Consider the following 12,496-nt stretch of genomic DNA (forward strand, 5'->3'; position numbering starts at 1 on the left):
GGGCCCGCCTATGAGTTTTCTCCTCGCGATCGAAGGCGCCGACGGCGCGGGCAAGGCCACCGCTTCGGCATTGGTGGTCGGGCAGTTGCGCGCCGCCGGCCGCACCGCCGAGGTCGTGTCGTTCCCGCGCTATACCGAGACGGTCGGTGGCTGGGCGCTCGGTGCAATGCTCGCGGGCAATTTGCCGCGCGGCACCTCGCCCAAGGCAGCGGCGGTGCTCTACGCGCTCGACCGGATGGAATCGCGCGATCACCTGCTCGCGACGATGGCGGCGAACGACGTCGTCGTGTTCGATCGCTACATCGCCTCGAACATGGCGTACCAAGCGGCGCAGGTGCCGGCGCACGAAGCGGACGCGATGATGACGTGGATCGCCGATCTCGAGACGGGATCGTTCGCGCTGCCGACGCCCGATCTGTCGGTCTATCTCGACACCCCCGCCGCGATCGCTCGCGGGCTGATCCTGAAGAAGCGCAAACGGTCGTACACCGACGATGCGTTCGATGCGTACGAAGCGGATACCGGACTGCAGGACCGCGTCCGGACCAACTACGCGGCGATGGCGCGGGCCGGGTTGCTCGGGCGCTGGGCGACGGTGTCGACGGTTGAGGCCGGCGCGTCGCGATTGCCGGCAGAGATCGCCGCAGAGATTGTCGCACTGTTGAACTAAACTCCGTCATCCTGACGAAAGTCAGGATCCAGGGTAACGAGCGATATCCTGTGTAACTCTGGATCCTGACTTTCGTCAGGATGACGGATTTGGTCGTGTAACCCCGCGCGCCACCACGTTTTTTCCTTCCGGTCGCGAATTCCGCATTGCAGCATCGGCAAACGTCATTACTTAGCACGCTAATGACTTCTGCCCGCGCCCGTCTCGAATCCTCCTATGCTCGCACGCTGATGCCGCTCGCGCGTCTCTGGCGGCAGGCGGCGGATCGTGCGCTCAGCGACATGTGCGTCTCGGCTTCCACCGGCTGGGCGCTGGTCCAGGTCGGGCGGCTCGGCGACGACGTCCGCCAGACCGATCTCGCGAGCGAACTCGACGTGACGCAGGCCTCGCTGGTCCGCTCGATCGACCAGATGACCGCCGCCGGACTGGTCGAACGCCACCGCGACCCTGACGACGCGCGAGTCAGTCGCATCCGCCTCACCGACCGCGGCCGGACGCTCGTCACCACGATAGAGTCGAAGTTTGCGACCTTGCGCCACGCGATGCTCGACGGCGTGTCCGATGACGACCTCGCCACCGCGCTGCGCGTCGCCGAACAGCTCGGCGCGCGCTTTCAGGCGGATCGCGCGCGATGATGCTCTCGCGGTTCGGCAGCACGGAGGCGCTGTTCACGGTCAAATGCTTCGTCGCGGCGATGCTGGCCTATTACATCGCGCTCCGGATCGGCCTGACGCGACCCTATTGGGCGGTCACGACGTCGTACATCGTCGCGCAGCCGCTGGCGGGTGCAGTACTGTCGAAGGCGGTGTTCCGCGTCGCCGGAACCGTGCTGGGCGCAGTCGCGGCGGTGGTGCTGGTGCCCAATCTGGTCAACGCACCCGAACTCCTGTCGCTCGGCCTCGCACTGTGGCTCGGCCTGTGCCTCTACATCTCGCTGCTCGACCGCACCCCCCGCGCGTACCTGTTCCTGCTGGCAGGCTATACCGCGAGCATCATCGGCTTCCCGTCGGTCGAGGCGCCCGGCGCGGTGTTCACGACGGCGGCGTTGCGGGTCCAGGAGATCACGATCGGGATCCTCTGCGGCAGCCTGATCCACGGCTTCGTCTTTCCGCAGACCGTGACCGCGGTGCTGCTCGGACGGATCGACGCGATCCTCGGCGATGCCGAGCGCTGGTCACGCGATTCGCTCGCGGGCGAGTCCGATGCGGCCCTCAGCCGCGACCGCCGCCGGCTCGCGCTCGACATCAACGAACTGCATCAGCTCTCCATCCATCTGCCGTTCGATACCGCCCGCCTGTTGCCGCGGGTCAGGACACTCCGCGCGCTTCAGGCCGAGCTGTCGATGCTGCTCCCGCTGGCGAGCGCGGTCGACGACCGGATCGTCGAGCTGCGACGCGGTGCCGACGCCCCCCGCCCCGAAGCGATCGCGCTGATCGAGGACGTCCGCGACTGGCTGCGCGACCCGCTGCCACTCGCCGAGCGCGGCGAGACCGCCGACGCGCTGATCGCCCGTGCCAGGGCGCTCGAGCCGCCGGTCGGCGACACGCTGATCTGGCGCGACGCGTTGCGGCTCAGCCTGCTCGCCCGGCTGGCCGAGTTGATCGACGCGCATCGCAACGCGCGCGACCTGCGCGACCAGATGCGTTCGCCGTCGCGTACGCCCGTCACGCCCGCCGTCACCCGGCTGCTGGCGCGCACGACGAAGCGCCCGCTCCACCGCGACCGCGGCATCGCACTCCGGGCGGCGCTCGGCACGATCGCCACCATCCTGCTCGGCTGCATCTTCTGGATCGGCACCGGCTGGGCGGATGGCGCGGGTGCGGTGCTGATCGCAGGCGTGTGCTGCGCGCTGTTCGGCAACAGCGACGATCCCGCGCCGTCGATCATGGCGTTCTTCTACGGCACGATCATCGGCCTCGTCATCTCCGCGGTCTATGCCTTCGCGATCCTGCCGCGGGTCACCGATTTCGTGACGCTGATGGCGGTCCTCGCGCCCCCGATGCTGATCGGCGGGATGTACCTCGCGCGCCCCGCGACCCTCCTGGTCACGCTCGGCGCGCTGCTCGGCGGGTTGAACACGGTCGGGCTGAACGACCGCTTCGGCAGCGATTTCAGCGCGTTCATCAACGGCGGCATCGCGCAGCTGGTCGGCACGCTGTTCGCGGTCGTCACGGTCGGGCTGTTCCAGACGATCGGCGCGGATACCAGCGCACGGCGATTGATCCGCGCGGGCTGGCGCGAACTCGCGACGCGGAGCGACTCGCCCGGCCGCCCCGACGCCGCCGGCTGGATCGCGCGGATGCTCGACCGGATCGGGCTGCTGGCACCACGGCTCGCAGCGCAGGGCGAGGACCCGGGCAAACCGTTGCTCGACGCGCTGACCGATCTGCGCGTCGGCGTCGCGGTCGGCGAACTCAAGCAGTTGCGGCTCGACGGCACGCCCGGCGAGGCTGCGGCGATCACCCCGGTGCTGCGCGGAGTCGGCAGGCATTACCGCGCGTTGCGCCCCGACAGGCCGGCCCCGCCCGAGCCCGATTTGCTCGCCGGGATCGACACGGCGATGGCCGGGTTCGCGACCAGCACGCCCGCCGGCATGTCGGACCGCCGCCGCACCGGCGTCTTGGCTTTGACCTCGCTCCGGCGCAACCTGTTCCCCCAGGCGCCCGCGTACGGAGCAACCCCATGACCGGCGAAATCTCGATCGGCGGCGTCTTCCTGCCGAGCATCCTGCTGCTCGCTGTCGCCGCCGTCCTGCTCACCGGACTGGCGACGCGGTTGCTCGCCTTCGCCGGTTTCTACCGCGTGGTGACCTATCGCCCGCTCGTCGATCTCGCGCTGTTCATCCTCATCCTCGGGCTGCTCGCCCTGCTCACCGGACCTTCCGCATGACCGCTGCCCGTTTCAAATCGCTGCTCGCGCCGCTCGGCCGTTCCGCCGTCACGCTGGTGATCGTCCTGCTGGCGGTGCTCGTCGGGATCTGGCTGTGGAAGCACTACGAGACCGATCCGTGGACGCGCGACGGGAAGATCCGCGCCGACATCGTCCGCGTGACGCCCGACGTCGCGGGTTTGGTCACGCAGGTCGCGGTGCACGACAACCAGGCGGTGAAGCCCGGCGATATCCTGTTCGTGGTCGATCGCCCCCGCTTCCAGCTGACGCTGGCGCAGTCCGACGCCTCGATCGCGAGCGCGCGTGCGACGCTATTGCAGGCGAAGCGCGAGGCACAGCGCGATCTCGCCCTCGGCGATCTGGTGGCGAAGGAGACGCACGAGCAGAACGTCGCGCGCGTCGCCACAGCGTCCGCCGCACTCGCGCAGGCGCAGAGCGCACGCTCCACCGCGGCGCTCAACCTCGCGCGGACGACGGTACGCGCGACGGTGCACGGCATCGTCACCAACCTCGATCTCCACCCCGGCGACTATATCGCGGCGGGAACGCAGGCGATGGCGCTGGTCGACACCGACTCGCTCCGCGTCGAAGGCTATTTCGAGGAAACCAAGCTTGGCAGCATCCATCTCGGCGATCCGGTGATCGTCCACCTGATGGGCGAACCGCAGGCGCTGCACGGCCGCGTCGACAGCATCGCCGCGGGGATCAACGACAGCGAGCGGACCAACACGACGAACCTGCTCCCGAACGTGAACCCGACCTTCAATTGGGTGCGCCTCGCGCAGCGTATCCCGGTGCGGGTGAAGCTGACACAAGTGCCGAAGGGGGTGCAGCTGATCGTGGGCCGCACCGCGACGGTGACGGTACAACCGCGTCTCGCGCCGGGGACGACGGCATGATGGTCGCCTCCATCCGACCCACCCCCCGCCGTCATCCTGACGAAAGTCAGGATCCAGGGTTACAAGCGATGTCCTGCGTGGCTCTGGATCCTGACTTTCGTCAGGATGACGGTGTGGGGCCAATAGGGCGCACAGGTCGCCGCGGTATCGCCGCAAGTATCCTCGCGCTCGCTCTCGCCGCGTGCACGACCGCCGGCCCGAATTACGCGCTCCCCGAAGCCGCAGTCGTCAACCGCCCCTCCGCCCAGGGCGCATTCGACAGCGGCCACGAGAAGGCGTTCGTCGACACCCCGCTCCCCGACCATTGGTGGCAACTCTACGGCGACGCCCGCCTCGACGCGTTCGTCACCGAAGCGCTCGCCGCCAACACCGACCTCCGCGCCGCCGACGCCAACCTGCGCCGCGCCGACGCAATCGTCGCCGAAGTCGCCGCTGGCCGCACGCTGTCGACCGTCCTCGGCGGCGGCACCTCGCTCGACCGCCCGTACACGACCGGCGGCAACCTGCCCGGCACGCTCGACTACAACCTCGGTATCACGCTAGCCTATCCGCTCGACCTGTCGGGCCGCATCCGCCGCGCGATCGAGGCGGCCCAAGGCGATGCCGAAGCGGTAGCCGCCGCGCGCGACAACGTCCGCGTGACCGTCGCCGCGGAGACCGCGCGCAGCTACGCCACCGCCTGCACCGCGAACTCGGTGCTGGCCGCGAACAACCGCATCCTCGCGCTACAACGCCAGACGCTCAACGTGACGCAGCGCCTGCAACGCGGCGGCCGCGGCACTGCGTTCGACGTGACGCGCGCGAGGACCGCAGTCGACCAGAGCGAGGCGCTAATCCCGTCGCAGGTCGCGACACGCACCGCCGCGCTGTACCGGTTGGCGACGCTGATGGGCCGCACGCCCGCCGACTATCCCAAGGACGTCGCGACCTGTGCGAAGCCACCCGCGCTCACCCGCCCACTGCCGATCGGCGACGGGACCGCGTTGATCCTGCGCCGCCCCGATATCCGCCAGGCAGAACGCTCGCTCGCCGCCGCCACTGCGCGGATCGGCGTGGCGACCGCCAACCTCTATCCGCAGGTCAGCCTCGGCGGCTCGGCCGGGTTCACCGGCCCCGTCTCGTCACTCGGCTCGACCAACGCATTCCATCTCGGGCTTGGGCCGCTGATCAGCTGGAGCTTCCCCAACCGCCCGGTCATCCGCGCGCAGATCGCCCAGGCCGGCGCCACCGCGGACCAGGCGCTCGCGCAGTTCGATTCGACTACACTCGAGGCGCTCCGCCAGACCGAGACCGCACTGTCCGCCTATGCCCGCGAAGACGACCGCAACGCAGCGCTCCGACGCGCGCAATCCAGCGCCGCGCGCGCCGCGGACCAGGCCGGCACGCTCTACCGGTTCGGCCGCACCGACTTCCTCTCGCTGCTGACCGCGCAGGCCGCGCTGACCACCGCGCAGGCGAACCTCGCGGCATCGGACGCGCTGCTGGTCGATCGCCAAGTCGACGTCTTTAAGGCGCTCGGCGGGGGGTGGCAGGCATGAGGCTGCGTCGCCGTGGGCTGGCGTCGATCAACAGCGAGATCCGCGACGGCATCATGCCAGCTGCCGACACCATCGCGCGCGTCGCCAAGGACCCAAACGCGCTGCCGCACACGCCGAGCAACTACCGCGTCACCGCGCTGATCATCGCCTGCGCGCTGTTCATGGAGCAGATGGACTCGACCGTGCTCGCCACCGCGCTACCGACGATGGCGCGCGATTTCGGCGTCCCCGCGACCAGCATGAGTTCGGCACTGACGTCGTACCTGCTGGCGCTCGCGATCTTCATTCCTGCCAGCGGACGCCTCGCGGACCGGTTCGGCTCGCGAACCATTTTCCGCGCGGCGATCCTCATTTTCGTCGGCGGGTCGATGCTGTGCGGCCAGGCGACCAGCCTGCCCTTCATGATGACCGCCCGCTTCCTGCAAGGGCTCGGCGGCGCGATGATGATCCCGATCGGCCGCCTCGTCCTGCTCCGCAGCGTCGCCAAGGAGGACATGGTCCAGGCGATGTCGTGGCTCATTATGCCCGCATTGATCGGCCCGATCCTGGGGCCACCGGTCGGCGGCGCGATCGTCACCTATCTCGACTGGCGCTGGATCTTCTACCTCAACGTGCCGATCGGCCTGCTCGGCGTAATCCTGGTGACACGCTTCATCGGCGAGGTGCGCGAGGACAAGCCGGCGCGCTTCGACATACCTGGCTTCATCCTGTCGGGCGTGTCGCTGGGCTGCCTGTTGTTCGGGTTCGAGATGACCAGCCGCACCGGCGAACTGTCGCGTGCGGTCGTGCTGATCGTCGCCGGGCTGATCGCAGGCGGGTTCTATATCCGCCATGCCAAGCACCGCAGCGATCCGATCCTGGACCTGTCGTTGATGCGGATCCCGACCTTCCGCCTGTCGGTGATCGGCGGATCGCTGACCCGCATCACGCAAGGCGCGCAGCCGTTCCTGCTGCCGATGATGCTCCAATTGGGTTTCGGGATGACCGCGGCGGCGAGCGGCGCGATCACGATTGCCGGGGCGATCGGCTCGCTGATGATGAAGAGCCTCGCCCCGCGCGTGCTCCGGCGCTTCGGGTTCCGCAACAGCCTGATCGTCGGCGGACTCTGCGCGAGTTCGGGCTACGCAGTCGCCGGGCTGTTTCGCCCCGACTGGCCGATCCCGGTGATCTTCGGCGTGCTGATGATCTCGGGGTTCTTCATGTCGTTCCAGTTCTCGGCGTACAACACGATCGCGTATGACGAGATCCCGTCGTCGCGGATGAGCAGCGCGACCAGCTTCTACGCGACGTTCCAGCAGCTCATGCTCTCGCTCGGCATCTGCGTCGGCGCGGCGTCGCTGCATGTCGGCATGCTCGGCACCGGCGCGACTAGGCCGGCACTGGCGGACTTCACGCTGGCGTTCCTGGTGGTGACCGCGGTGTCCGCGTCGGCGACGATCTGGAACCGCCGATTCGCGGTGGATGCGGGCGCGGAGTTGAGCGGGCACCGGGCGTAACCCGCCGTCATCCTGACGAAAGTCAGGATCCAGAGCCAAGACGGGTGACGCTTAGTTACCCTGGATCCTGACTTTCGTCAGGATGACGGAGGCTAGTTAGAATGCGCCGGCAGCGACGGCCGCGAGAGCACCGAGACATGCTCGCCCGGCTCGACGAACATGCCGTGCGACAGCGCCCACCGCCCCGCCTTCTCGCTCGCCGTCAGCATCGTCAAAAACGGACTGAGCAACAGCCCCAGAGTCACCGGCGCGAGCCAGGCCGCAGTGACCGGCGCGAACGGCGTCACCAGCAACAACGCCACGCCCACCCCGACATGCCAGCGATACCGCGGCATAACGTCCGCCAGCGACAACTCATGCGCATCGCGGTTCTGCGGCGCCCAGCCCGACTTCCGGCCCATCAGTATCCCCGCCAGATCGATCGTCTGCGTCAACGCGATCACCGGCGCGGACAGCATCGAGAACGGCACATCGACCAGCACCGACCGCACGATCCCACGTCGCCCACCGAACCCCTCGCGACGCTCCGCATTCGAGAACGCCCAGATCACGCTCAACAGCTTCGGCCCGAACAGCAGCAACAGCGTGACGAACAGCACCTGAAGCGAGGTCTGCGCCTCGACGATGTTGCGCTCGCCGATCAGCGCCTGCACCACGCTCGTCGCGATCATCAGCAGCCACACCGGCGACGTGATGAACGCCGACGCGCCCATCAGCAGTTGCAGCCGGCTGACCCAGTGGAACCCCGACGACGTCAGCAGGCTGAGATGCTGGATATTGCCCTGCGCCCAGCGCCGGTCGCGCACGGCCGCGTCGATCAGCGTCGGCGGATATTCCTCGAACGTCTCCTCGGTCATCAGCATGTGTACGCGCCAGCCGCGCCGCCGCAGCAACGCTGCCTCGACCATGTCGTGGCTCATGATGACGCCCCCGAACGGCGCGCGCCCTGGCAAGTCCGGTAGCCCGCAACTCGACGCGAACGCCTCGATCCGGATCAGCGCGTTATGCCCCCAGAAGGTCGCCTCCGAACCCGACCACCAGACGAGACCGGCGGTCGAGATCGGGCCGTAGAGACGGCTGGCGAACTGCATCCAGCGCTGGAACAGGGTAACGCCGTTGATCACCGCCGGCACGGTCTGAAGCAGCGCTACTGCGGGCCGCCGTTCAAGCACTTGCGCCATGCCGATGATCGTGTTGCCGCCCATCAAACTGTCCGCGTCGAGCATCAGCATATAGCGGTAACCGCCGCCGAACCGCCGGATCCATTCCGCGACGTTGCCCGGCTTGCGGCCGACGTTGACGGTCCGGCGACGGTAATAGAGCGCGCAGTCGAGCGTCGGCGCGAGGCGCTCCCACGCCGCGACCTCGGCCGCCTCCGCCGCTTCGCCCGAGTCGCTCAGGATGAAGATGTCGAACCGGTCGGCGACGCCACCGGCGGCGATAGCGCGCGCCATCCAGGCGATCCGCTCGAACACCGCATCGATGTCCTCATTGTGGACCGGCATCAAGATCGCCGTGCGCCCTTCGAGTGGTTCCGATTGTCGCGGGGTCGGGACGAACCCCGGATGGCCGCCGGTCATCAACAGCACGAAGCCGATCGCGGCGTTCATGAATCCGAACGAAATCCACGCAAACAGCGGGAAGAACAGCGCCAGCAACGCCACATCCCAGAAGCTCAGCCCATCCGCGAGCAGCGATTCCTGCACCGCCGACGACGCCGCGGTCGCGAGCAGCCCGGTCATCAGCACGAGGATGATCCGGCGCGCGAGCATGTCGTCCGACGACACGACCATCCCCGGCCCAGGCTCGGGTGCGGACCAGGGCGGCGGCGGCCCGTCGAAACGCTGCGGGAGCATCTCGATCGGCGTTTCGCTCGGCATCATGGAGGGCATCACGGCGGGAAGCACGGTCATCAGAAGATCGGCGTAAGGACGGTTTCGCTGAGCGCACGACCGCCCCGCGTGAGGAACAGCCTGACGTCGGCGGGTCCTTGCGCATCGGGGGCCACGTCGGCGGTGACGCGCCAGCGGTTCTTCTGGCCGACCACCGGATAGGCCGCGTTGGCGAGCACCTTCCCACGGACGACGTCGATCTTCGCCGTCACCCCGCTCTGCCGATCGAGACCGGCGAGACCGGTTCCAACGAAATCCACGACCAGTTTGCGTGCACCCTTGACCGGCTCCGCGCCTGGCCTGCCCGCGACGCCCTGCCAGCAATCGACGACATGCGCAGTGGTGGCGACAGCGGTCGGATCGGCTGATTTCCAGGACAAGGTATAATCGAATTGCAGTCGTTGCCCGGCCTTGGCGGGCGCGGCGGGGGTCCAGAACGAGACGACGTTGTCGACCGTTTCGCTGTTGGTCGGGAACGCGTAGAGCATCACCGCACCCTTGCCCCAATCGCCCTGCGGCTGGACCCACAGGTTCGGGCGACGATCGTAGAACGCGCCGTCGTCCTGATAATGATCGAAATTGCGGTCGCGCTGGATCAGCCCGAACCCCTTCGGTGCCTGGTCCGCGAAACTGTCCAGCGTATCGTGCGGCGGATTGTTGAGCGGCCGCCAGATACGCTCGCCAGCGCCGGTGAGCAGCGCAAGACCGTCCGAATCGTGGATCTCGGGACGCCAGTCGACCGCTGCGGCGCGATTGCCTTCGCCGTACCAGAACATGCTGGTAGCAGGCGCGATGCCGAGCCGTTCGATGTCGCGGCGCACGTTGAGCACGGACGAGACCTGCTGCTCGACTCCCGCGCCAGCGACGTGCCGCGACTGGATGCGGTACGCGCCGGTGACGCTCGCGCCATCCATCAGCGCGTAGATCGTGTAGGCATCGTTGCCGGTGCGCTCGATCCAGAATTCGGTGAAGTCGGGGAATTCCTCACGGCCGGGCAGCCCGGTGTTGATCGCGAGCCCGCGCGCGGACAGGCCGTATTGATCCTGCGCGCCGGCGGTGCGGAAATAGGAGGCGCCCTGGAACGCCATCCAGTCGCTGGTGCCGCCCGGCGCCATCGCGCGGAACCCGGCGATGCCGAGCGCGGCGGCGTGGCCTTCTTCGGCCTCGAACAACGCGCGCGAGAACTCGATGCGCTGCGCTTGCCCCCCTTCGACGACGTTGATCGCGACCGGCATCGGCGCATAGCGGCCGAGCGGGAACAGGCGGATGCCGCCGGCGAGCGTCTTGTCGGCGCGGAAGCGGATGCTGCCGACCTTGTCGTAATCGATCGCCGCGGCGGCGGCGACCTTGGCGGGGGCCTGGTACGGCTTGGTGGCGAGCGTCGCGGCGCGCGCCTGCAGCGCCTCCCAGGAGAACGGCTCGGTCTTGCCTGTGGCGGTACGCGCCATCGCGGCGGCGGCCTGCGGGGCGAACCCCAACAGACCCAGCGCGGTCATCACTTCGCGTCGACCGATCATGCCGTGGCTCCCTTGAAAATCATCATGTTGCGACGCGGTAACATATAGCGGGTGCGCGCGCGCGTCGACAGGCCGTGGTTGAGGCGCAGCCTGCCCCGCCCCGGGGCTCAAGCAAAGGTATCAGGCGCTCAGAGCCCCTCGCCGCCGACCCATTGCGCGTTCGACAGGCGCCGCGCGAGATCCCAGCTCTGGACGCGGATATCGGGCACCGCGACGACCTCCCACAACCCGCCGCGGGTCATAGGTCCGATGCAGTGAATCCGATCGTCGGGCACGCCGTCGGCGCGGATCGCGCGCGATTGTGCGTCGACGTCGACACCGAGCCGGAGCGGATCCGGCCTGATCGCGCCCGTCGCGAGCAGGTGCTTCACGAGCGGTTCTTCGGAGCGCAACAGATCACCCTGCGGACCGGTGCAATTAACGATCCGCGCGGCGTGCGTGACGACGGGTTCGGTGGTGCCGCGCGGTCGCCAGGTCAGTTTCGCGCCGGTACCATCGGCGTCGGCGGAGACGATCTTGCCGGCCGCGAATTTCAGCTGGCCACTGGCGACGAGGGCCTCGACGCGCTCGGCGACACGCGGCGCGAGGCGGTGACGGTGCACGTCCCAATAGGGGCGGAGATGACGCAGGAACCGCCCGCGCACCTCCTGCGAGGCGGCGGACCACAGCATCTGCGTGACCGGGCGAAGCTCGTCGACCGCGCAACGCCAGCCTTCCTCCGCGGCGCGCGCGCGGATGTGACGGACGAGATCGGTCAGCCCGCCCTGCGGCTTGTCGGCGACGCCGCGATGCGCGGGCGCGCCGTCGACGTGGCGGCGCGGCGACAGACCGCGACGCGACATGGCGAGAATCTGGCCCGCGAACCCCTGCGCATCGAGCAGCAACGCCGCGTCGATCGCGGTCAGCCCGGTGCCGACCAGCACGACCGTGTCATCCGCGCCCAGTCCCTCGGCAAGGTCGGCCGCCCACGGATCGGCGCAATACACGCCCGGGGGCAGTGCGTCGGGCTTTAGGCCCGGCGGGGTGTGCGGCGGCAGATTGCCGAGCGCGAGCACCGCGGTATCGGCGGCGATCGTCCGCCCGTCGGCCATTTTGAGCGTCACGCCGTCGCCGATCACCGGCTCGATCGCGCAGACCTCGCCCTCGACATGCACCAGGCGGCCGTCCGATTCCGCGATCGCCGCGTCGAGCAGTTCGCGGAGATACGCGCCATAGGTCGTGCGCGGGACGAAGGTCGTGCGGCCGCCCTTGCCGTGCGCCTCGAGCCAGCGGACGAAGTGATCGGGATCGTCGGGGAGCGCGCTCATGTTACCGGCGCGGACATTGAGCAGGTGGTCGGGATGCGCCGCGCTATACGCGACGCCGCGCGCGAGTTGCCGGTCGCGGCGCTCGATGAGCGTGACCCGCGGACCTTCGTGCCGCATCAGATTGACCGCAAACAACGCGCCCGAAAAGCCGCCGCCGACCACGACGACATGATCCTCGGGGCCCGCTATCCGCGCGATAGTTGCTTTCTCGTCCATCTGTACGCTCACCCACAGTGTCGCGGGAGGCCATGCCCGATCGGAGCCGGCTAGCCCAGCCCCTGGCGATGG

General features: G+C 68.6%; 10 protein-coding genes. 7 read left to right on the forward strand and 3 right to left on the reverse strand.

Annotated elements, in window-relative coordinates:
* Nucleotides 1-10: 10 nt before the first annotated feature.
* The 7 genes from C8J44_RS10635 (at nucleotide 11) to C8J44_RS10665 (ending at nucleotide 7,492) form a co-directional block, all read left to right on the forward strand.
* Nucleotides 11-670, forward strand: coding sequence for a thymidylate kinase (locus C8J44_RS10635; protein WP_121904441.1), 660 nt, complete (start codon nucleotides 11-13; stop codon nucleotides 668-670).
* 182 nt (nucleotides 671-852) lie between these two features.
* A complete protein-coding gene (locus tag C8J44_RS10640; RefSeq protein ID WP_183128755.1) occupies nucleotides 853-1,305 on the forward strand; it encodes a MarR family winged helix-turn-helix transcriptional regulator in 453 nt (150 codons plus the stop codon).
* Nucleotides 1,302-3,356, forward strand: coding sequence for an FUSC family protein (locus C8J44_RS10645; protein ID WP_121904443.1), 2,055 nt, complete (start codon nucleotides 1,302-1,304; stop codon nucleotides 3,354-3,356). Before C8J44_RS10640 ends, C8J44_RS10645 begins: the two co-directional genes overlap by 4 nt.
* The gene (locus C8J44_RS10650; RefSeq protein ID WP_056052175.1) at nucleotides 3,353-3,559 is read left to right on the forward strand and encodes a DUF1656 domain-containing protein; all 207 of its coding nucleotides are present in this window, start codon (nucleotides 3,353-3,355) and stop codon (nucleotides 3,557-3,559) included. The genes C8J44_RS10645 and C8J44_RS10650 overlap by 4 nt, the downstream gene beginning before the upstream one ends.
* Nucleotides 3,556-4,458, forward strand: a complete 903-nt coding sequence (locus C8J44_RS10655) for an efflux RND transporter periplasmic adaptor subunit (RefSeq protein ID WP_121904444.1) — start codon at nucleotides 3,556-3,558, stop codon at nucleotides 4,456-4,458. Before C8J44_RS10650 ends, C8J44_RS10655 begins: the two co-directional genes overlap by 4 nt.
* Nucleotides 4,459-4,604: 146 nt before the next feature.
* Nucleotides 4,605-5,996, forward strand: a complete 1,392-nt coding sequence (locus C8J44_RS10660) for an efflux transporter outer membrane subunit (RefSeq protein ID WP_259466830.1) — start codon at nucleotides 4,605-4,607, stop codon at nucleotides 5,994-5,996.
* Nucleotides 5,993-7,492 (forward strand): DHA2 family efflux MFS transporter permease subunit, encoded by a 1,500-nt coding sequence (locus tag C8J44_RS10665; RefSeq protein ID WP_121904705.1) that lies wholly within the window; start codon nucleotides 5,993-5,995, stop codon nucleotides 7,490-7,492. The genes C8J44_RS10660 and C8J44_RS10665 overlap by 4 nt, the downstream gene beginning before the upstream one ends.
* 92 nt (nucleotides 7,493-7,584) lie before the next feature.
* Here the strand turns inward: C8J44_RS10665 and mdoH are convergent, their stop codons facing one another.
* The 3 genes from mdoH to C8J44_RS10680 all read right to left on the reverse strand — a co-directional run bounded on the left by mdoH (nucleotide 7,585) and on the right by C8J44_RS10680 (nucleotide 12,424).
* Nucleotides 7,585-9,405: a glucans biosynthesis glucosyltransferase MdoH gene (mdoH, locus tag C8J44_RS10670; protein WP_259466801.1), complete on the reverse strand. Its 1,821-nt coding sequence runs from the start codon at nucleotides 9,403-9,405 to the stop codon at nucleotides 7,585-7,587.
* Nucleotides 9,405-10,901, reverse strand: a complete 1,497-nt coding sequence (locus C8J44_RS10675) for a glucan biosynthesis protein (RefSeq protein WP_121904446.1) — start codon at nucleotides 10,899-10,901, stop codon at nucleotides 9,405-9,407. The genes mdoH and C8J44_RS10675 overlap by 1 nt, the downstream gene beginning before the upstream one ends.
* A gap of 128 nt (nucleotides 10,902-11,029) precedes the next feature.
* Nucleotides 11,030-12,424 carry an FAD/NAD(P)-binding protein gene (locus tag C8J44_RS10680; RefSeq protein ID WP_121904707.1) on the reverse strand — a complete coding sequence of 465 codons (1,395 nt, stop codon included), beginning with the start codon at nucleotides 12,422-12,424 and terminating at the stop codon, nucleotides 11,030-11,032.
* Nucleotides 12,425-12,496 lie beyond the last annotated feature (72 nt).

Origin of the sequence: Sphingomonas sp. PP-CE-3A-406 (assembly GCF_003688625.1) — a bacterium.
Classification (GTDB): domain Bacteria; phylum Pseudomonadota; class Alphaproteobacteria; order Sphingomonadales; family Sphingomonadaceae; genus Sphingomonas.